This window comes from Dactylosporangium sp. McL0621 (genome assembly GCF_049995355.1).
GTDB lineage: Bacteria > Actinomycetota > Actinomycetes > Mycobacteriales > Micromonosporaceae > Dactylosporangium.
The window spans coordinates 2,167,942-2,187,848 of sequence record NZ_CP188259.1 but is presented as its reverse complement, the minus strand read 5'-3'; the positions used below and the strand labels follow the sequence as shown (position 1 = coordinate 2,187,848).

17 protein-coding genes and 1 pseudogene are annotated in these 19,907 nt (G+C 71.4%); 7 read left to right on the top strand and 11 right to left on the bottom strand.

What is annotated here, in order from left to right:
- Window positions 1–24: 24 nt before the first annotated feature.
- Window positions 25–441 (top strand): hypothetical protein, encoded by a 417-nt coding sequence (locus ACPPVO_RS10075; protein WP_426510948.1) that lies wholly within the window; start codon window positions 25–27, stop codon window positions 439–441.
- On the opposite strand, the gene ACPPVO_RS10070 is transcribed toward ACPPVO_RS10075, so the two are convergent.
- From ACPPVO_RS10070 to ACPPVO_RS10060, 3 genes are all read right to left on the bottom strand, one after another.
- Window positions 434–1,336, bottom strand: a complete 903-nt coding sequence (locus ACPPVO_RS10070) for an ATP-grasp domain-containing protein (protein WP_426510947.1) — start codon at window positions 1,334–1,336, stop codon at window positions 434–436. The genes ACPPVO_RS10075 and ACPPVO_RS10070 overlap by 8 nt on opposite strands.
- A 35-nt stretch (window positions 1,337–1,371) precedes the next feature.
- Complete coding sequence (locus ACPPVO_RS10065) at window positions 1,372–1,695, bottom strand: hypothetical protein (RefSeq protein ID WP_360382763.1); 324 nt, start codon at window positions 1,693–1,695, stop codon at window positions 1,372–1,374.
- Window positions 1,696–1,995: 300 nt separating this feature from the next.
- On the bottom strand, window positions 1,996–2,898 hold the full coding sequence (locus ACPPVO_RS10060) for a heme o synthase (protein WP_426514592.1): 903 nt from the start codon (window positions 2,896–2,898) through the stop codon (window positions 1,996–1,998).
- Window positions 2,899–3,359: 461 nt separating this feature from the next.
- Here ACPPVO_RS10060 and tkt point away from each other — a divergent pair, with 461 nt between their 5' ends.
- The 6 genes from tkt to pgl all read left to right on the top strand — a co-directional run bounded on the left by tkt (window position 3,360) and on the right by pgl (window position 11,490).
- Window positions 3,360–5,501, top strand: coding sequence for a transketolase (gene tkt, locus ACPPVO_RS10055; RefSeq protein WP_426510946.1), 2,142 nt, complete (start codon window positions 3,360–3,362; stop codon window positions 5,499–5,501).
- 18 nt (window positions 5,502–5,519) lie between these two features.
- Complete coding sequence (gene tal / locus ACPPVO_RS10050; protein ID WP_426510945.1) at window positions 5,520–6,629, top strand: transaldolase; 1,110 nt, start codon at window positions 5,520–5,522, stop codon at window positions 6,627–6,629.
- Window positions 6,630–6,696: 67 nt separating this feature from the next.
- Window positions 6,697–8,154, top strand: a complete 1,458-nt coding sequence (locus ACPPVO_RS10045) for a glucose-6-phosphate isomerase (RefSeq protein WP_426510944.1) — start codon at window positions 6,697–6,699, stop codon at window positions 8,152–8,154.
- A gap of 6 nt (window positions 8,155–8,160) precedes the next feature.
- On the top strand, window positions 8,161–9,678 hold the full coding sequence (gene zwf, locus ACPPVO_RS10040) for a glucose-6-phosphate dehydrogenase (protein WP_360382756.1): 1,518 nt from the start codon (window positions 8,161–8,163) through the stop codon (window positions 9,676–9,678).
- A gap of 25 nt (window positions 9,679–9,703) precedes the next feature.
- Window positions 9,704–10,723 carry a glucose-6-phosphate dehydrogenase assembly protein OpcA gene (locus ACPPVO_RS10035; RefSeq protein ID WP_426510943.1) on the top strand — a complete coding sequence of 340 codons (1,020 nt, stop codon included), beginning with the start codon at window positions 9,704–9,706 and terminating at the stop codon, window positions 10,721–10,723.
- Window positions 10,720–11,490, top strand: coding sequence for a 6-phosphogluconolactonase (gene pgl, locus ACPPVO_RS10030; RefSeq protein ID WP_426510942.1), 771 nt, complete (start codon window positions 10,720–10,722; stop codon window positions 11,488–11,490). Before ACPPVO_RS10035 ends, pgl begins: the two co-directional genes overlap by 4 nt.
- A gap of 38 nt (window positions 11,491–11,528) precedes the next feature.
- Here pgl and ACPPVO_RS10025 read toward each other — a convergent pair whose 3' ends face one another.
- The 8 genes and pseudogenes from ACPPVO_RS10025 to ACPPVO_RS09990 form a co-directional block, all read right to left on the bottom strand.
- A complete protein-coding gene (locus tag ACPPVO_RS10025) occupies window positions 11,529–11,870 on the bottom strand; it encodes an RNA polymerase-binding protein RbpA (protein ID WP_360382751.1) in 342 nt (113 codons plus the stop codon).
- 131 nt (window positions 11,871–12,001) lie between these two features.
- The gene (gene secG / locus ACPPVO_RS10020) at window positions 12,002–12,259 is read right to left on the bottom strand and encodes a preprotein translocase subunit SecG (protein WP_345122998.1); all 258 of its coding nucleotides are present in this window, start codon (window positions 12,257–12,259) and stop codon (window positions 12,002–12,004) included.
- 63 nt (window positions 12,260–12,322) lie between these two features.
- Window positions 12,323–14,023 carry an ABC transporter substrate-binding protein gene (locus ACPPVO_RS10015; protein WP_426510941.1) on the bottom strand — a complete coding sequence of 567 codons (1,701 nt, stop codon included), beginning with the start codon at window positions 14,021–14,023 and terminating at the stop codon, window positions 12,323–12,325.
- A gap of 204 nt (window positions 14,024–14,227) precedes the next feature.
- On the bottom strand, window positions 14,228–15,010 hold the full coding sequence (gene tpiA, locus ACPPVO_RS10010) for a triose-phosphate isomerase (RefSeq protein ID WP_426510940.1): 783 nt from the start codon (window positions 15,008–15,010) through the stop codon (window positions 14,228–14,230).
- 3 nt (window positions 15,011–15,013) lie between these two features.
- Entirely contained in the window at window positions 15,014–16,159 is a 1,146-nt protein-coding gene (locus tag ACPPVO_RS10005) for a phosphoglycerate kinase (protein ID WP_426510939.1), read from the bottom strand.
- Window positions 16,156–17,160 (bottom strand): type I glyceraldehyde-3-phosphate dehydrogenase, encoded by a 1,005-nt coding sequence (gap, locus tag ACPPVO_RS10000; RefSeq protein WP_426510938.1) that lies wholly within the window; start codon window positions 17,158–17,160, stop codon window positions 16,156–16,158. Before gap ends, ACPPVO_RS10005 begins: the two co-directional genes overlap by 4 nt.
- Before the next feature lie 498 nt (window positions 17,161–17,658).
- A complete protein-coding gene (whiA, locus tag ACPPVO_RS09995; RefSeq protein WP_426510937.1) occupies window positions 17,659–18,639 on the bottom strand; it encodes a DNA-binding protein WhiA in 981 nt (326 codons plus the stop codon).
- Window positions 18,640–18,973: 334 nt separating this feature from the next.
- Window positions 18,974–19,879, bottom strand: a pseudogene (locus ACPPVO_RS09990) (gluconeogenesis factor YvcK family protein); the annotation flags it as partial.
- Window positions 19,880–19,907: the final 28 nt, after the last annotated feature.

Below are 19,907 nucleotides of genomic sequence, written 5' to 3'. Positions count from 1 at the left end.
TACTCGACGAGCGCCGGGTCGCCGATGTTCCACCAGCTGACCACCGCGGAGGTGGTGCCGGGCACGACGTCGGCCCCGTTGACCACGCCCTGGCGGTGGACGCCGGTGCACTCGGTCGGGCTGAAGCTCGGGGTGGCCGCGGCCCCCGTGCGGGCCGTGAACGGCGACAGCGACGCGATGGGGCCGCGCACCGGGGCGCCCATGGTGAGCCCGGTGGAGGGGTCGGCGTCGCCGCGCAGGTACACCGTCTTCTCCGGCAGGTTCACGACCTTGCCCGAGCCCTTGCCGCCCGAGCCGGTGCCGGTGCCGGTGCCGGTGCCGCCGAGCCCCGGCAGCATGCTGCACCCCGCCGCCCCGGTCATCAGGGCGGCGGCGAGGGCCGGGCCCGCGCCGATGCGCCGCTTCACCACCGTCACATCGGCGCGGGCGCGGCCTACCTGAGCGCGACCCGTCGCCGCACGGCCGCGGCGAACCGCTCGGCCGAGCCCTCGGCATGGCCGAAGAACAGCGACGGCTCCGCCAGCTCGACCTCGATGACCACCGGGCCGTCCGGAGTGGGCAGGAGATCCACGCGGGTGTACAGCAGGTCGCCGGGCGGCACCGGCAGCGCGTCGAGCACGCGGTCGCCGAGCGTGCGCTCCGCCGCCGAGGGGGTGCGCGCCGAGATGTCCTCGTTCTGGTACAGCAGGTCGCCCTCGACGTACGGGCCGGTGAGGATGGCACCCTTGCGGATCGCGTGGCTGAACGCGCCGTCGACGTACAGCAGCGCCGTCTCCCCCGCGGTGTCCACGGCGTCGAGGTACGGCTGGATCATCACCAGCCGCCCGGCCGCCTGCAGCGCGCGGACCTGCGCGACGGCGAGCCCGGCCTGGGTGGCCAGGTCGTACCGCCCGGTGTCGATGCTGCCGGCGCTGACCGCGGGCTTGATCACGATCTCGCCCGAGCCCTCGGGCACGAACGCGTCGCCGGGCTCGACCCAGGTGGTGGGGACGATCGGGATGCCGGCCGCGGCGAGCTCGCGCAGGTACCGCTTGTCGGTGTTCCACTCGATGACCTTCGCCGGGTTGGCCAGCCGCGGCACCGAGCGGGCCCAGGTCACGAACTCGGCGCGGCGCTTGGCGTAGTCCCACGTGTTGCGCACCACGGCCAGGTCGTAGGCGGCCCAGTCGACGCCGGGGGCGTCCCACGCCACCGGCTCGGCGGTGACGCCTTGCGCGGCGAGGGCCGGGATCAGGGCCCGGTCGTCGTCGTCGAGCTCCGGCAGGTCGGCGCAGGTAACGAGAGCGACCCGGGCGGCGGCCCGGGTCGCGTTGACAAAGGAACGATCTTGGTTCACGCAGCGAAGATACCCGCGACGGGCGGGTTCGGGTCCTAACGGGACAGCGTGCGGCGTCCCATGGAGCGCCAGAGGTCGTTGCTCGGCCGCATGTGCTCGAGCAGCTCGCGCTCCCACGCATTCTCGATCGTGACGCCGGCCTGGGTGCAGGCGGAGCGTGCGATGTCCGTGCCCTCGGCGAACTGGTCGCCCCAGACGCCGTCCTCCCCGACGAGCACGATGCGAGCACCGCGCCGGCCGACGTACTCGATAACCGCTTTCGCGCCCCCATGATCGTCCGCGAAGGACTTGAGACCCGCGATCAGGCCGCCCGGGGCCGGGCGGTTCAGGGTCATCGTCGTATCGGAACCATCTGCCATGAGGGCCACAGTAGAGGGACGAATTGCCACGTGCCGGTGAACTCGGGGCCCGTTGTGATCGTTCTTACTGACGCGTTTAAGAGCAACAGCGGTCGATTGGACCGACTATGTCCGTAAATTTCCGGATTTTTTTCGAGGCGTCGTGCGACCGAAAGCGAGAGATGGGTCACGCCGGGCGAACCGCTGAGCGGGTGTGCCAAAAAATCGGGCGTTTCTGCCTTAACTTTCGCTTAGGCCCCCATATCACCGGGGGTTGCGGCCACTCCCGATTGCCGTCGGCGAGGCCTGAAAATTGCGGGGCTACTGGATGAACACGTCGACCGCGACGGCGGCGAACAGCAGCGTCAGGTAGGTCACCGACCAGTGGAAGAGCCGCATCGGCTTCAGCGGCTCCTCGCGCCGGGCGCGGCCGTGCAGGCGGTGGGCCTCGACCAGCAGCAGCGCGCCGGTGACGACCGCCACCACGCCGTACAGCGGCGTCATCCCCATCGGCCAGAGCGCGACGGAGGCGCCGACGGTGAGCCAGCTGTAGATGACCGTCTCCAGCCCGACGCGGCGCAGGCTGCGCACGACGGGGAGCATCGGGATGCCGGCCCGGGCGTAGTCGGCCTTGAACTTGATCGCCAGGGCGTAGAAGTGCGGCGGCTGCCACAGGAACACGACGGCGAAGAGCACCCAGGCCGTCCACGACAGCCCGCCGGTGACCGCGGCCCAGCCGATGAGCACCGGCGCCGCGCCGCACGCGCCGCCCCAGACGGTATTCTGCGGCGTGGTCCGCTTGAGCCACATCGTGTAGACGAGGTCGTAGTAGGCGATCGCGCCGGCCGTCAGCAGCGTGGCGAGCAGGTTGGTGAAGGTGGCCATCAGCACCGTCGAGACGACGGCGAGCGTGAGGCCGAAGATCAGGGCGCTGCGCGGCGAGACCGTGTGCGTGGCCAGCGGCCGCCGCGACGTGCGCTTCATCAGCTGGTCGATGTCGCGGTCGATGTAGCAGTTCAGCGCGTTGGCCGCGCCGGCCGCGAGCGAGCCGCCGACGAGCACGACGAGGACCAGCCACAGCGAGGGCAGGCCCTTGTCCGCGAGGAACATCACCGGGACGGTCGTGACGAGCAGCAGCTCGACGATGCGCGGCTTGGTCAGCGAGACATAGGCCTTGAGCACCGGGCCGAAGCCGGGGTTCTGGGCCTTCTGCCTCCGGGCCAGGGCGGCCGCCGAGGTCGGTCGGACCGGGGCGGACGTGAGCTGGTCAGCGACATCGTGGTCGACGATTTGCGTCACGTCTGGTTTGCCACCTTCCCGGGGCGAAGCCATGCGGCGGAGCGAGGGCACCGCCGAGATCAGCGGGCTCCCGCATCGTAGAACAGGATCAGGGCAGGTCGGACGGCGCCCCCGGGAGACCGTCCGGCACGGCCCCGGGCCGACGCGGGTTTCGCTCAGAGCTGAACCGATCTAGGTTGGCCCGCATCGCGGCTCTCCGGGGCCCTGAGGCCGGATGCGCCCATCGACTACGGTTGCCGCAGGCAGTGTCGCCGATGTCCGAAACATGGCCGCCTGCGCGTGGGGCCACCCGAACGTGGGTAGGGTCGACCTGATAACCCTTCGAAGCCTGAATAACCCCGTCGAGGACTGTACGCACCTCGCCGTTCGACAGGAGCAGCACCGCCGTGAGCGATGAAGAGGTCAAGGGTCCCGAGCTTTCCTGGTCCGACGTCGACCGGCGCGCCGTCGACACGGTCCGGGTCCTGGCGATGGACGCCGTCGAGAAGGCCGGCAACGGGCACCCCGGCACCGCGATGAGCCTGGCACCGGCCGCCTACCTTCTCTTCCAGAAGGTGATGAAGCACGACCCGACCGATCCGAACTGGCTCGGGCGCGACCGCTTCGTGCTCTCCTGCGGCCACTCCAGCCTGACGCTGTACATCCAGCTGTACCTGGCCGGCTACGGGCTGAGCATCGACGATCTGAAGTCGCTGCGGCAGTGGGGCTCGCTGACCCCGGGCCACCCCGAGCACGGCCACACCGCCGGCGTCGAGACGACCACCGGCCCGCTGGGCCAGGGCATCGGCAACGCGGTCGGCTTCGCCATGGCGGCCCGCCGCGAACGCGGCCTGTTCGACCCGGAGCCGGGGGCCGGCCAGAGCCTGTTCGACCACGACGTCTACGTGATGTGCTCCGACGGCGACATCGAGGAAGGCATCAGCCACGAGGTCAGCGCGCTCGCCGCGCACCAGAAGCTGGGCAACCTCACGGTCATCTACGACGACAACGAGATCTCGATCGAGGACGACACCAAGGTCGCCAAGAGCGAGGACGTGGCCAAGCGCTACGAGGCCTACGGCTTCCACGTGCAGGTCGTCGACTGGCGCAAGGGCCACGACGCCGGCGACGGGGTCTACCAGGAAGACATCCACGCGCTGTGGGACGCGATCCAGGCCGCCAAGGCCGTGACCGACAAGCCGTCGTTCATCGCGCTGCGCACCATCATCGGCTGGCCGGCCCCGAAGAAGCAGAACACCGGCAAGATCCACGGCTCGGCCCTCGGCGCCGACGAGGTCAAGGCCACCAAGGAGTTCCTCGGCTTCGACCCGGCGCTGACGTTCGAGGTCACCGAGGAGGTCCTCGCGCACACCCGCGGCGCCATCGAGCGGGGCAAGACGCTGCACGCCGAGTGGGACAAGGGCTTCGTCCAGTGGCGCGAGGACGCGGGCGAGCGGGCCGCGCTGCTCGACCGCCTGCTCGCCGGCGCGCTGCCGGACGGCTGGGAGAAGGCGCTGCCGGAGTTCCCGGCCAGCGAGAAGGGCGTGGCCACCCGCAAGGCCTCCGGCGACACCCTCGGCGCGCTCGCCGCGGTGCTCCCGGAGCTGTGGGGCGGCTCGGCCGACCTCGCGGAGAGCAACAACACGACGATGGAGGGCGAGCCCTCGTTCCTGCCGTCGGAGTTCGCCACGAAGGCGTTCCCGGGCGACGAGTACGGCCGCACCCTGCACTTCGGCATCCGCGAGCACGGCATGGGCGCGATCCTCAACGGCATCAAGCTGCACGGGCCGACCCGCCCCTACGGCGGCACGTTCCTCGTCTTCTCCGACTACATGCGCCCCGCGGTGCGCCTGGCCGCGCTCATGCACCAGCCGGTGATCTACGTGTGGACGCACGACTCGATCGGCCTCGGCGAGGACGGCCCGACGCACCAGCCGATCGAGCACCTCTCGGCGCTGCGCGCGATCCCCAACCTCGCGGTGGTCCGCCCCGGCGACGCCAACGAGACCGCGCAGGCGTGGAAGGCGGCGCTGGAGCGCAAGGACCAGCCCGTGGCGCTCGCGCTCACCCGGCAGAACCTGCCGACCCTGGACCGCACCGTCTACGCGCCGGCCGACAACGTGGCCAAGGGCGGCTACATCCTCAAGGACGCCTCCGACGCCCAGCCCAAGGTGATCCTCGTCGCCACCGGCTCGGAGCTGCAGCTCGCGGTCGAGGCCCAGAAGCGCCTGGAGGCCGAGGGCACCCCGACCCGGGTCGTGTCGATGCCGTGCCAGGAGTGGTTCGAGGAGCAGGACACGGCCTACCAGCAGCAGGTGATCCCGCGGGGCGTGAAGGCCCGCGTGACGGTCGAGGCCGGCATCGCGATGTCCTGGCAGAAGATCCTCGGCGACGCCGGCGTCCCCGTCAGCATCGAGCACTACGGCGCGAGCGCCCCCTACACGGTGCTGTTCGAGCAGTTCGGCTTCACCGTCGACAAGGTCGTCGCGGCCGCGCACGCCTCTCTCGCCAAGGTCGGCGAGATCACCGGCAGCACCACCGGCAACTGAAGTTCTAAGGAGACCGCGATGAGTTCCGATCGGCTGGCCGAGCTCGCCGCCGCTGGCGTGGCGATCTGGCTCGACGACCTTTCCCGGCAGCGGCTGAGCAGCGGCGGGCTGGACAAGCTCCGCCGCGAGCAGCACGTCGTCGGGGTGACCACCAACCCCACCATCTTCGCCAAGGCTCTCAGCGCCGCCGAGGACTACGCCGGCCAGGTCAAGGACCTGGCCCTGCGTGACGCGGCCGTCAACGAGGCGATGCGCACATTGATGACGTACGACGTGCGCTGGGCCTGCGACGTGATGAAGCCCGCCGCCGACGCCAGCAAGGGCGTCGACGGCCGCGTGTCGATCGAGGTCGACCCTGGCCTCGCCGCCGACACCGCCCGCACCGTGGCCGAGGCCAAGGCGCTGTGGTGGCTGGTCGACCGCGACAACCTGTTCATCAAGATCCCGGCGACCAAGGAGGGCCTGCCGGCGATCACCGCGACGCTCGCGGAGGGCATCAGCGTCAACGTGACGCTGATCTTCTCCCTGGAGCGGTACGAGGCCGTGATGAACGCGTTCTTCGAGGGCCTCGAGAAGGCCAAGGAGAACGGCCACGACCTGTCCAAGATCGGTTCGGTGGCGTCGTTCTTCGTGTCGCGGGTCGACACCGAGTACGACAAGCGCCTCGACAAGATCGGCAGCGACGAGGCCAAGGCGCTCAAGGGCAAGGCCGCCATCGCCAACGCGAAGCTCGCCTACAAGCTCTACGAGCAGCTGTTCTCCTCGGAGCGCTGGCAGTCCCTGGCCAACGCCGGCGCGCAGCCGCAGCGGCCGCTGTGGGCCTCGACGTCGACGAAGAACCCGGAGTACCGCGACGTCCTCTACGTCGAGGAGCTCGTCGCCCCCGGCACGGTCAACACCATGCCGGAGGCCGTGATCCACGCCTTCGCCGACCACGGCGAGGTGCGCCTCGACGCGATCACCGGCGGCTACGACGAGGCCCAGCAGGTCATGGACCGGCTGGCCGCGGTGGGCATCGACTACAACGACGTCGTCGAGGTACTCGAGCGCGAGGGCGTCGAGAAGTTCACCGTCAGCGGCAATGAAATGATCGAGACCGTGCAGAAGGCGCTGGACGCCGCGTCCTGACGTTCGCGCGTTCTTGCCGCGCCCGCCATCCGCGGGCGCCAAGATGAGGGCATGCAAGGGGTGGCGGGTGTCTGATCTCCTCGACGACGTCGTGGCGGCGGCCGGACTCACGGTCTTCGGCGCCGCCGCGACCGCGCGTCCGGCCGGCGCACCCGCCCCCTTTCCCTTACTTCCCGGCCCCGAGCTGACCGGCCAGATCGCCGCGGTCCGCGCGCGGGGGCTGGATCGGGTCGTGCTCTGCGGGCCCGGCGCCGGGGCCGCGGCGATCGCCGCCACCCTCGGCCTCGACCTGACCGTGCTCGACACCGCCGATCCGCACCGGGTGCACGCGGCGCTGGCCGACCGGCTGGAGCGGACGGTGGTCGTGCTGGCGGTGCCGGCGCCGACCGTCGTCACCGACGCCCATCGGCGGGCGTTCCTGCAAGCGTTCGAGGACGCCGGCCTGCACGATGTGGGCCGGCGTTTCGTCGTCGTGACCGCGCCCGGCTCCGGCCTGGAGACCGCGGCGCGCGAGATGGGGGCGCCGCTCTTCCTCGCCGCGCCGACCGCCTCCGCGCTGAGCGCCTACACCCTCGTCCCCGCCGGCCTGGCCGGGGCGGACACCGCGGCGCTGCTCGCCGAGGCCGCCGCGTTCCAGACCCCTCCCCCGCCGCGGGCCCCCGCCGGGTTCGCCGCCCCCGCGCCGCGCGCCCCCGCCGAGCCGCCGGCGGTGCCGGTGCTCCCCGGCGTCGCCCTCGGGGAGACCATCGCCGCGGCCGTGCGCGCGGGGCGGGACAAGCTCGCCGTCGCCCCCGACGGCACCGGCATCGACGGCCTCGGCCCTTGGATCGAGCGCCTCTTCGGCGCCGCCCTGGTCACCGTCGCCCTGGAGAACCCGTCGTCCTGGGGGCACGAGGGCCCCGACGTCCTCGGCGTGACCGTCGGCGGCGTCCTGGGCCGCGCGATCATGCCCGGCGGCGGCATCACCCCCGACCTGTCCGTCAACGGCCCGCTCGGCGCGCAGCTGCTCGCCTGGGAGCAGGCCGCGCTCGTGGCCGGGGCCGCGCCGAGCCCCGCCCCCGGCGACGACGCGCTGCTGCACCGGCTCGACAGCGGCGTCCCCGCCGAGACGCCCGCCCTCGTCGAGGGGGCGGTCGAGGTGTACGGCCGGACATCGGCCCCCACGCTCATCGCGGCGATCGACGAACTTGCCCGGGCCGTCGCGCCCGGCGGCCGGGTGGCGATCGAGGCGTACCTCGACCCCGACGGCGACGCCGCGGCGGCCGGGGTGCGCGACGCCCTCGGCGGCCGGGTGGCCCGGGCGGTGACCTTCGGCTGGGGACCGCGCGCCGCCCCCGGCACCGGCGCCACGCTGCTCATCACCGGCGCGGTGGACCACGATGTGCGGGTGCCCGGCCGGCCGTACACGTTCGGCGAGCTCCAGGCCGCGTCCGCCGCCGCCCCGAATGCCGGGCCGTGGCTGCGTTTGCATCTGACCGACCGGGCAACCGGTGTAGGACAACTGTTGGCCGCCCTCGGAGGGTGAGAACTGATGACCAATCCGCTGCGGGACCCGCAGGACCGGCGACTGCCTCGGATTCCCGAGCCGTGTGCGCTGGTCATCTTCGGCGTCACCGGTGACCTGGCCCGCAAGAAGCTCATCCCGGCCGTCTACGACCTGGCCAACCGGGGTCTGCTGCCGCCCAGCTTCGCGGTGCTGGGCTTCGCCCGGCGCGACTGGGGCGACGGCGACTTCGAGGACCTCGCCCGCAAGGCGGCCCAGAACGGCGCCCGCACCACCTGGCGGGAGGAGGTGTGGTCCCGGCTGGCCGGCAACATCAAGTTCGTGCCCGGCTCGTTCGAGGACGACCAGGCCTTCGACCACCTGGCACAGACGCTGAACGACCTGCACGACGAGTCCGGCATCCCCGGCAACGCGGCGTTCTACCTGTCGATCCCGCCCTCGGCCTTCCCGGTCGTGCTCAAGCAGCTCGAGCGCACCGGCATGTCGGACAACGCAAAGTCCGGCGGCTGGCGCCGGGTCGTGGTGGAGAAGCCGTTCGGCTACGACCTCGTCTCGGCCAAGCAGCTCAACGACCTCGTCGACGACGCCTTCACCGCCCAGGACGTGTTCCGCATCGACCACTACCTGGGCAAGGAGACTGTCCAGAACATCATGGCGCTGCGGTTCGCCAACAACCTCTTCGAGCCGGTGTGGAACTCCAACTACGTCGACTCGGTGCAGATCACCATGGCCGAGGACGTCGGCATCGGCACCCGGGCCGGCTTCTACGACAAGGTCGGCACCGCCCGCGACGTGCTGCAGAACCACCTGCTCCAGCTGCTGGCGCTGATGGCGATGGAGGAGCCGACCGCGTTCGACGCCGACGCCATCCGCACCGAGAAGCTCAAGGTGCTCAACGCCATCAAGGTGCCGACCGACGTGTTCACGAACACGGTCCGGGGGCAGTACCTGACCGGCTGGGTCGCCGGGGAGCGCGTCCCGGGGTACCTCGAGGAGAAGGACGTGCCGTCGGACTCCAAGACGGAGACTTACGTGGCCACCCGGCTGGGCATCCAGAACCGCCGGTGGGCCGGGGTGCCGTTCTATATCCGGGCCGGCAAGCGCCTCCCGCGGCGGGTCACCGAGCTGGCCGTGCTGTTCAAGAAGGCCCCGCACCTGCCGTTCGCCGACGCGGACGTGGAGATGCTCGGCCACAACCAGCTCGTCATCCGGGTCCAGCCGGACGAGGGCGTGATGCTGAAGTTCGGCTCGAAGGTGCCCGGCACGACCATGGAGGTCCGCGACATCGCGATGGACTTCCAGTACGGCGAGGCGTTCACCGACGCGAGCCCCGAGGCCTACGAGCGGCTCATCCTCGACGTGCTCATCGGCGACAAGACGCTGTTCCCCGACTCGGCCGAGGTCGAGGCGAGCTGGAACGTGATCGACCCGCTCGAGGCGGCCTGGGCGGGTTCCACGCCCGAGCCGTACCGCGCGGGCGAGTGGGGACCCCGGGCCGCCGACGAGATGCTGGCCCGCGAGGGCCGCGCCTGGCGCCGGGCCTGACCGGGGCCGAAAGGGAGACATGGACATGATCGGTTTGTGGGACACCACCGGCATCGAGGTGGTCAAGGCCCTGGCCAACGAGCGGCGCAGCGCCGGCGGGCTGACCAGCGGCCTGGCGCTGACCCTGATCGCCGTGGTCGACGAGCGGCAGGTCCGCGAGGCCGAGGCGGCGGCCACCATCGCCGCCTCCGCGCACCCGTGCCGCCTGCTCATCATCGTGCGCGCGGACGTCACCCAGCAGCGGTCACGGCTCGACGCCGAGATCGTCGTCGGCGGGCGGCTCGGCCCGTGCGAGGCGGTCGTGATGCGCATGCAGGGCCGGCTGGCGCTGCACGCCGAGTCGGTCGTCATGCCGCTGCTCGCCCCGGACGTGCCGGTGGTGACGTGGTGGCAGTGCTCGCCGCCGGAACGGATCGCGTACGACCCGCTGGGCGTGGTCGCCGACCGCCGCATCACCGACAGCGCCCAGGCCGACGACCCGGTCGCCGCGCTGCGGGTGCGCTCCGACGACTACGTTCCCGGCGACACCGACCTGGCCTGGTCGCGTATCACCCCGTGGCGCACCCTGCTGGCCGGGGCGTTCGACGCCAGCAGCATGGGCGTGCGCTCGGCCGAGATCGTGGGGCCCGAGCACGACCCGACCGCGCTGCTGCTCGGCGGCTGGCTGGAGGCCCGCCTCGGCGTGCACCCGACCCGCCGCACCGGCTCCGGCAAGATCATGGAGGCGATCAACATGGAGCTCGAGAACGGCGACTCCATGAACCTGATCCGCGATCTCAACGCGGGCGTCGCCACGCTGGAGCGCACCGGCCAGCCGGACCGCATCCTCCCGCTGAGCCGCCGCCCGCTCGGCGACGAGCTCGCCGAGGAGCTGCGCCGGCTCGACCCCGACCAGCCCTACGCGGCCGCGCTGGCCGCCGGCACGGGCAAGCGCCGCCTCGACGAGCGCGGCGCGCCCCGCGTGCACATCTGGAAGGACCCGGCCCTGGCCGAGAAGCCGGAGGCGGCCGCCACCGCACCGCTGCAGGAGGCCGTGCCTTCATGACGCAGAGCAAGGTTGTCGTCCACACCGAGCCCCGGCTGCTGGCCGAGGCGGCCGCGGCCCGGCTCATCGTCCGGCTCACCGATGCCCAGGCGGCGCGGGGCGAGGCCACGGTCGTGCTGACCGGCGGGCGGATCGCCGCGCAGATCTACCAGGCGATCCGCGACAGCCCGGCCCGCGACGCGGTCGACTGGGCGCGGGTCAACCTGTGGTGGGGCGACGAGCGGTTCCTGCCGGCCGGCGACCCGGAGCGCAACGAGACCCAGGCCCGCGCGGCCCTGCTCGACACGCTGAAGGTCGACCCGGCCCGGGTGCACCCGATGCCGGCCTCCGACGGCCCGGACGGCGACGACGCCGAGGCGGCCGCCGCCCGCTACGCCGACGAGCTGGCCCAGGCGGCCCGCCCCGGCCACGCCGAGCTGCCGCACTTCGACGTGGTGCTGCTCGGGGTCGGCGAGGACGGCCACGTCGCCTCGGTGTTCCCGGAGCACCCGGTGACGCTGGAGTCGCGGCCGGTCTCGGCGGTGCGGGGCAGCCCGAAGCCGCCGCCGGTGCGCACCACGCTGACCCTGCCGGCGATCAACACGGCCGACGAGGTGTGGCTGATCGCCGCGGGCGACGGCAAGGCGAAGGCGGTGGGCCTGGCCCTCGCGGACGCCGGGCCGCGCCAGATTCCGGCGGCCGGAGTACACGGGCGGGAGCTCACCCTGTGGCTGCTCGACTCGGCCGCGGCCCACGAACTGCCACCGAAGTTCCGCAGTCTGGTGTGAAAGCGAGGGCGCCGGTTTTCACCGGCGCCCTTCGCTCATCATCGACCTGTGCGTTGGCGGAGGCGCGCCAGCGCCTCCTGGAGAATGGCCTCGCCGTCGGCGTCGCTGCGCCGCTCCTTCACGTAGGCCAGGTGGGTCTTGTACGGCTCGGGCCGCGGACGCTCCGGGGGTGCCTGCTCGTTCTGGCCGGCCGGGAGGCCGCAACGGGGGCAGTCCCAGGTGTCCGGGGGCTCGATCTCGGCGGCGAACGCCGGCTCGGTCAGGTGCCCGTTGGAGCACCAGTAGGCGACACTGCGCCGGGCGGCCTGTTCACCGCGCTCGGCCCAGCGCACCGGGCCGGAGCCGACTCGTGTTCCGCGGATGGCATTGCCAGTTGCCACGGCTGCTTGCTCCTGTTCGTCGGGGGGGTACGACGTCTTACGGAGTGCAGGAGTGTGGGCGTAAACACCTGCGCGCGGCCCGCAAGTTGCACGGGACCGCGCGCTGAGTCTAACGCCTGCCGGCCGGGGGCTCAGGCGCCGCCGTTCTGCACGATTTTCAGCCACAGGCCGAGGCCCACGATGCAGGCGAACCAGATGATGCCGACCAGCAGGGTGTACCGGTCCAGGTTCTTCTCGGCGACCGAGGAGCCGGCCAGGCTGGAGGACACGCCGCCGCCGAACATGCTGGACATGCCGCCGCCCTTGCCGCGGTGCAGCAGCACGAGCATGGTCAGCAGCACGCTGGTGATGACCAGCAGCACGATCAGGGTGTAGGCGAACGCCGTCATGGCGCGGTCGTCCTCTCAACAGGGCGGTCAGGGCACGGTCCGGGCAGAGCGGATGTCAGCTTACTAGGCGAGTCCGATCGCGCACAGGTCGGGCTGGCCGAACTGCGGATGTATGAAGCCGCCGCGGATGTTGGTGCCCGCCATGCGCAGCGCCTTCATGTAGACGATCGGGATCGTCACCGCCTGCTCGGCGATCTTCTGGTCCAGTTCACCCCAGAGCTTGTACTGCCGGTCGGGTACCGACTCGGCGAGCGCCGCGGAGATCTGGTCGTTGACGCCGGCGTCGTTGAGCAGGCCGTAGTTCTGGTTGTTGGTGGCGTTGGCCTTGGTCGGGATCAGCCGGCCGTCGAAGAGCGGCGGGATGACCGCCGAGCCGTTCGCCCAGTCCGGGATCCAGCCGGCCCACAGCAGGTCGTTGGTGTTCGCGGGGTTGCCGATGACGTCGAAGTACGTCTCCGGGTCGATCCCGTTGATCTTGATCTGGATGCCGATCTGCTGGTAGGTCTCCACGACCGTCGTCGCCAGCCGCCTTATGTCCTTCTGGTCGGGGATGGACAGCGTCAGCGTGTTCGCGCACGGCTTGCCGCTCTTCTGCTGCTGCTCGATCAGCTTCAGGGCCACGTCCGGCTTGCCCTCGACGTTGTTGGCGCTGTCGTACACGTCGAAGTCCTTGTGGGCCTTCAGCTGCGGCGCGATCATCGTCGTCGCGTAGTCGCCGTAGACCGATCCGCCGGCCGCGGCACGGAACTTGCGCTTGTCGAACGCGTACACCAGCGCCTGACGGCAGGCGAGGCTCGGGATGCGGCGGCTGTTGATCGCGAGGTACCGGATCCCGCCGTAGCTGCCCTGGACCGCCCGCGCCGACAGGTCGGGGTCGTTGATGACCTGCTGCACGAAGTTCGGCGCGACGTTCTTGTCCAGGTCGATGGTGTCGGCGTTGTCGCCGTCGCTGGTGATCAGGTTCGAGGTGACGGTCGGCAGGTCGCCGTTGGCCGCGACGACGATCTTGTCCGGGTAGGCCTTGCGCACGCCGTCGGTCTTGCGGTCCCAGTACGGGTTGCGCACGTAGACGAGCTGCTGGTCGGTGACCTCCTGCAGCTTGTACGGCCCGGAGGAGAACGGGTGCTTGTCGTAGTCGGCCTTGGTGTCCTGCTTGGCCGGGACCGGGGCGAAGACCGACATGGCGACGGTGTACCCGAAGTCGCCGATCGGCTGGTTGAGCGTGAAGCGGATGTTGCGGTTGTCGACGCACTGCACGGACGTGAGGCCCTTGCCGCCGTTGTTGCCGCCGACGAACGGGCCCGCGTAGTCGTCCGCGTCGGCGAGGTAGGTCTTGGCGTACGGCTGGGCGACGGAGAACAGCCCGGAGAAGCTGCGCTCGACGCCGTACTTGACGTCGGGGCAGGTGATCGGGGTGCCGTCCTCCCAGCGGACGTCCTCCTTGAGCTGGAAGTCCCAGACCCGGTTGCCCTCGCTCGGGCGGCCGGCGTCGGTGGCGAGGTCGCCCACGATCTCGCTGGAGGCCGCGCCCGGCTCCGACCGGAAGGTCGTGAGCGTCCGGGTGATCAGGCGGCTGACGTTCGCCTCGGTGGCCGTGGCGACCCGCTGCGGGTCGAGGTGGGCCGGCTTGGCGCTCACCACCACGTGCACGGTGCCGCCGGTCCGCGGCGGCCTGGGCCCGTTCTTGGCGTCGGCGTCGCTGCACCCGGCGATGGCCAGCAGCGCGAGTCCGACGATGGTCGCGGTGATACGACGACGGGGCATGCTGGTCCTTCACGGCGCGCTCCGCGGCCCGGGCTCACCCGTTCGTGGCGGGATGCGCCCTGGCCCGGTGGCTTGACGCCAGGTCAAGGGGTGGTGGACGGAGCCACTTTAGGCGTCATTCAGGCGCGGCGGAACGGGGGGTGGCGCTGACAACAAAGCGTCGCGCGGTCCGATCGGACCGCGCGACGCTGGGTGTTCCCGATGTTACTTTCCGAGGCGGACAATCCTCGCAAAACCCTCGGCGTCGATGCTCGCGCCGCCGACGAGCGCGCCGTCGATGTCGGGCTCGTCGATGATCGCCGCGATGTTGTCGTGCTTGACCGAGCCGCCGTAGAGGATGCGCACCCGGTCGGCCGTGCCGCCCGTGTACTTCTCGGCCAGACGGGTGCGGATCGCCCCGATGACCTCCTGCGCGTCCTGCGGCGTCGCCACCTTGCCGGTGCCGATCGCCCAGACCGGCTCGTACGCGACGACGATCTTCTCGACCTCGTCGGTCTTGATCTTCTCGAGGCCGGCGTCGAGCTGCGCGAGGGTGTACCCCACGTGCTCGCCCGACTCGCGGACCTCCAGGCCCTCGCCCACGCACAGGATCGGCGCGATGCCGTTGGCCAGCGCCGCCTTCACCTTGGCGTTGACCAGGGCGTCGTCCTCGCCGTGGTACTGCCGCCGCTCGGAGTGACCGACGACCACGTACTGGCAGCCGAGCTTGGCCAGCATGGCCCCGGAGATCTCGCCCGTGTAGGCGCCCGCGGTGTGCGCGGAGATGTCCTGCGCGCCGTAGCCGATCTGCAGCTTGTCGCCGTCGACCAGCGTCTGGACGCTGCGGATGTCCACGAACGGCGGCAGGACGACCGTCTCGACGTCGTTGAGCTGCTTCTCGTTGAGCGTGAAGGCCAGCTTCTGGACCAGCGCGATGGCCTCGAGGTGGTTCAGGTTCATCTTCCAGTTGCCCGCCATGAGCGGGCGGCGTCCGGTGACCTCAGCCATGACTCAGGCCCCCAGTGCCGTGATGCCGGGCAGGGCCTTGCCCTCGAGGAACTCGAGGGAGGCGCCGCCGCCGGTGGAGATGTGGCTGAAGCCGTCCTCCGGGATGCCCAGCGCGCGCACGGCCGCGGCCGAGTCGCCGCCGCCGACGACGGTGAAGCCGTCGACCTTGGTGATCGCCTCGGCGACGCCACGGGTACCGGCGGCGAAGGGGGCCAGCTCGAACACGCCCATCGGGCCGTTCCAGAAGACCGTCTTCGCACCGTCGAGGGCCGCCGCGAAGGCCGCCACCGACTCCGGGCCGATGTCCAGGCCGAGCTCCTCGGCCGGGATCGCGTCCGCGCCCACGGTCTGCGTCGCCGCGTCGGCCGCGAACTTGTCCGCGGTCACGACGTCGGACGGCAGCACGATCTTGTCGCCGCCGCGCTCGAGCAGGTCGCGGCAGGTGTCGACCATCTCGTCCTGCAGCAGGCTCTTGCCGACCTCGTGGCCCTGGGCCTTGAGGAAGGTGAAGCACATGCCGCCGCCGATGAGCAGCTTGTCGACCTTGGGCAGCAGCGCCTCGATGACGGCGAGCTTGTCCGAGACCTTGGAGCCGCCGAGCACGACGACGTACGGCCGCTCGGCCTCGCCGGTGAGCTTCGAGAGGACCTCGAGCTCCTTGGCGACCAGGTAGCCGCTGTAGTGCGGCAGCAGCGCGGGCACGTCGTACACGCTGGCGTGCTTGCGGTGCACGGCGCCGAACGCGTCGTCGACGTAGACGTCGCCGTGCGCGGCCAGCTCCTGCGCGAACGCCTTGCGCTCGGCCTCGTCCTTGCTGGTCTCCCCCGGGTTGAAGCGGAGGTTCTCCAGCAGTACGACGTCGCCGTCCTTCTGGAAGGCAACCTCGACGCCCAGCAGCTCGCCCAGGCGGGCGGCGACGGGCGCCAGGGTGTACTTCGGGTCGGGCGCGCCCTTCGGGCGGCCCAGGTGCGACATGACGGTGACCTTCGCCGCGCCGGCCTCACGCAGGGCGTTGAGGGTCGGCAGGACGGCGCGGATGCGGCCGTCGTCGGTGATCCGGTCGCCGTCCAGCGGGACGTTCAGGTCGGCGCGCACCAGCACGCGCCGACCGGCGACGCCCTCGCTCAGGAGGTCGTCGAGCGTCTTCACAGGCCGGTGCCGACCAGGGTGACGGCGTCGACGAGGCGGTTGCTGTAGCCCCACTCGTTGTCGTACCAGCCGACGACCTTGACCTGGTTGCCGATGACCTTGGTCAGGCCCGCGTCGAAGATGCACGACGCCGGGTCGGTCACGATGTCGCTGGAGACGATCGGGTCCTCGGTGTAGGTCAGGATGCCGGCCAGCGCGCCCTCGGAGGCGGCCTTCAGCGCGGCGTTGACCTCCTCGACGCTGGTGTCACGGCCGACGGTGACCGTGAGGTCGGTCGCCGAGCCGGTCGGGATCGGCACCCGCAGCGCGTACCCGTCGAGCTTGCCCTTGAGCTCGGGGATGACCAGGCTGATCGCCTTGGCGGCGCCGGTCGAGGTCGGCACGATGTTCAGGGCCGCGGCGCGGGCGCGACGCAGGTCCTTGTGCGGGCCGTCCTGCAGGTTCTGGTCCTGCGTGTACGCGTGGATCGTGGTCATGAGGCCACGCTCGATGCCGAACGTGTCGTTGATGACCTTCGCCATCGGCGCGAGGCAGTTCGTGGTGCACGACGCGTTCGAGATGATCGTGTGCTTCGCCGGGTCGTACTGGTGCTCGTTGACGCCGAACACGATCGTCAGGTCCTCGTTCTTGGCCGGGGCCGAGATGATGACCTTCTTGGCGCCGCCCGCGACGTGGACCTTGGCCTTCTCCGCGTCGGTGAAGATGCCGGTCGACTCGATGACGACGTCCGCGCCGAGGTCGCCCCAGGGCAGCTTCGACGGGTCACGCTCGGCGAGGGCCTTGAAGGTCTTGCCCGCGACGGTGATCTCGTCCGAGGTCGCCTTGATCTCCTCGCCCAGCCGGCCGAGGATGCTGTCGTACTTCAGCAGGTGCGCCAGCGTCGCGTTGTCGGTCAGGTCGTTCACACCGACAATCTCGATGTCGGCGCCCTTCGCCAGGGCCGCACGGAAGAAGTTGCGGCCAATACGGCCGAAGCCGTTGATGCCAACCCGGATGGTCACTTCGACACATCTCCTCGTCTCTTCGCGCTCCGGCCGCGTTGAATTGCCGATGCCGTGCGCCAGATGAGTGTTATTGGCTCGCCCACCCTGGTCCCGCCGGTCCGGACCCACCCGTTGGTGCGGAGCCCGGCCGCGTGCTGCGGCGGCGATCGAACAGCGAGGAGCGACCCGAGTCGGCCTCATCGCCGAACACGGGAAACCCTATCGTCTCGAACCGGTCACGACCCCGCGGGGGTGTCGGAGCCCACGTTCGAGAGTACGGCGGCGCGCGGCCGGGGGCGGCACGATAGCGGGGCACGGTCCGTCGCAGGCACGCTCCGCGCGGCCTTTCAGTGCGCGCGCACCGCTCACACCCGATAAGTCGGGCGCTCCGCACGCACCGCTCACACCCGATAAGTCGGGCGCTCCGCACGCACCGCTCACACCCGATAAGTCGGGCGCTCCGCGCCGCGACTTATCGGATTTATACCCCGACAGGGCCTATGTCGGATTCCGCGGTCAGCCGACCAGCATCTCCGGGGTCACCGCGGACTCGGTGTCGGGAATGCCCAGGTCACGGGCCCGCTTGTCGGCCAGGGCCAGCAGGCGCCTTATGCGGCCGGCGATGGCGTCCTTGGTCAGCGGCGGATCGGCGAGGGCGCCGAGCTCCTCCAGCGACGCCTGCCGGTGCTCCAGCCGCAGGGTACCGGCGCTGAAAAGATGCTCCGGCGCGTTCTCCGCGAGGATCTCCATCGCCCGGGCGACCCGCGCCGCGGCGGCGACCGCGGCCCGCGCCGAGCGGCGCAGGTTGGCGTCGTCGAAGTTGGCCAGCCGGTTGGCGGTGGCCCGGACCTCGCGCCGCACCCGGCGCTCCTCCCAGGTCAGCACGCTCTGGTGCGCCCCGATGCGGGTGAGCAGCGCGGCGATCGCGTCGCCGTCCTTGACCACGACCCGGTCGACCCCGCGCACCTCGCGCGCCTTGGCGGTGATCCCGATCCGCCGGGCCGCCCCGACCAGCGCGAGCGCCGCCTCGGGCCCCGGGCACGTGATCTCCAGCGCACAGCTGCGCCCGGGCTCGGTCAGCGAGCCGTGTGCGAGGAACGCACCCCGCCACGCGGCGACCGCGCAGCACATGTTCGCCGACACGACGTGCGGCGGGAGCCCGCGCACGGGACGTCCCCGCACGTCGAGCAGCCCGGTCTGCCGGGCGAGGGCCTCGCCGTCCTTGACCACGCGCACGATGAAGTGGCTGGCCTTGCGCAGGCCGCCGGACGCGAGGACATGGATCTCGCTGCCGTACCCGTACACCTCCGACACCTCGCGCCGCAGCCGGCGCGCGGCCGGGTTGGTGTCGAGCTCGGCCTCGACGACCACCCGGCCGGAGACGATGTGGAGCCCGCCCGCGAAGCGCAACAGCGCGGCCATCTCGGCTCGCCGGCAGCAGGGCTTGGCCACGTCCACCCGGCTGAGCTCGTCCTTGACCGCAGCGGTCATCGCCATTCTGTCGTCACCTCGCGGATTTCGTGTTCGCCGTCATGTCGTCGTCTGTACCGGCTCGCGCCCGTCCGCCGTTGCCGGCGTGGGCCCGCGAGCCGTTGTCGCCCCTCGTACCGCCACCCGAACGACTTGCACCGCCCGGCGCACCGGCACCCGTACTCGCGCGCGCCTCCGCGCCGCTCGTGCTCGTACCGTCGCCGCGGTCGTTCTTGTTCGCACCGCCCCCGCGGCTCGCACCGCCCCCGCGGCTCGCACCGCTCGCTTCGGTCCTGCCCGTTCCGGCCCTGGTCGAACGACTCGCGTCGCTCGGTCGGCCCGCACCCGTCGCGGTGGCGGGGTCGACGCGCAGCAATGGCTCAAGGGCCGCCGCCAGCGCCTGCGGGTCGTGCCGGGGTGCGCCGTCGACGACGGCGACCGGGGCCAGTACCAGCCGCGCACCAAGCGATTCTGCCGCACGATGGACCGGTTCGGGGTCGCCTACGGCTTTCCCGTCGGCAAGAACTACATCGACGTGCAATCCAGGTAGATAACGAGGCAGGGCGGCCAGGTGTTCCGGCAGGGTCAGCCCCGCGGTCTCGCTGTCGGCGGCCAGGTTGAGCGTGACCAGCCGCCGGGCCGGGCTCTCGCGGATGGCGTCGGCCAGCCCGGGCACCAGCAGGTGCGGAATCACGCTGGTGAACCACGAGCCGGGCCCGAACAGCAGCCAGTCGGCCTCGCGTACCGCCCGTACCGCCTCCGCACACGCCTCGGGCGCCGCCGGCGTCAGCCGCACGCGGTCGATGGTCTTGGCGGTTACGGCGACCTCGTGCTGCCCGCGTACGGTGACGACCTCGCCACCCTCCGAAAGATCCGCCTCGATGTGCAGCGGATCGCGCGACATGGGCAGCACCCGGCCGCGGCAGCGCAGCATCGCCGCCGCCCGGTCGAGCGCGGCCACCGGGTCGCCGGCCTGCTCCATGAGCGCGACCAGGACCAGGTTGCCGACGGGGTGCCCGGCGATGTCGTCGTCGCCGGTGAACCGGTGCTGGAACAGGTCCGCGGTCGCGGTCTCGTCGGCGAGCGCCGCGAGCGCCTGGCGCAGGTCCCCGGGCGGCAGGATGTCGCGCGTCCGCCGGAGCCGCCCGCTGGACCCGCCGTCGTCGGCGACGGTCACGACGGCGGTGATTTCGAGCGGACGCCCACGCTGTACCACGCGCAAGGCCCGCAGGGTCGCGGACAGCCCGTGGCCGCCGCCGAACGCCACGACCCGGACGGGCTCGCCCGCGCGTTCG

Bases quoted from the DNA above. Each gene is read 5' to 3' on its own strand.
- secG (WP_345122998.1), bottom strand. From the start codon at position 12,259: ATGACGGCGTTCGCCTACACCCTGATCGTGCTGCTGGTCATCACCAGC.
- ACPPVO_RS10015 (WP_426510941.1), bottom strand. From the start codon at position 14,023: ATGCCCCGTCGTCGTATCACCGCGACCATCGTCGGACTCGCGCTGCTG.
- zwf (WP_360382756.1), top strand. From the start codon at position 8,161: ATGACCAATCCGCTGCGGGACCCGCAGGACCGGCGACTGCCTCGGATT.
- tal (WP_426510945.1), top strand. From the start codon at position 5,520: ATGAGTTCCGATCGGCTGGCCGAGCTCGCCGCCGCTGGCGTGGCGATC.
- pgl (WP_426510942.1), top strand. From the start codon at position 10,720: ATGACGCAGAGCAAGGTTGTCGTCCACACCGAGCCCCGGCTGCTGGCC.
- ACPPVO_RS10035 (WP_426510943.1), top strand. From the start codon at position 9,704: ATGATCGGTTTGTGGGACACCACCGGCATCGAGGTGGTCAAGGCCCTG.
- ACPPVO_RS10065 (WP_360382763.1), bottom strand. From the start codon at position 1,695: ATGGCAGATGGTTCCGATACGACGATGACCCTGAACCGCCCGGCCCCG.
- ACPPVO_RS10075 (WP_426510948.1), top strand. From the start codon at position 25: ATGTTCCACCAGCTGACCACCGCGGAGGTGGTGCCGGGCACGACGTCG.
- whiA (WP_426510937.1), bottom strand. From the start codon at position 18,639: ATGGCGATGACCGCTGCGGTCAAGGACGAGCTCAGCCGGGTGGACGTG.
- tpiA (WP_426510940.1), bottom strand. From the start codon at position 15,010: ATGGCTGAGGTCACCGGACGCCGCCCGCTCATGGCGGGCAACTGGAAG.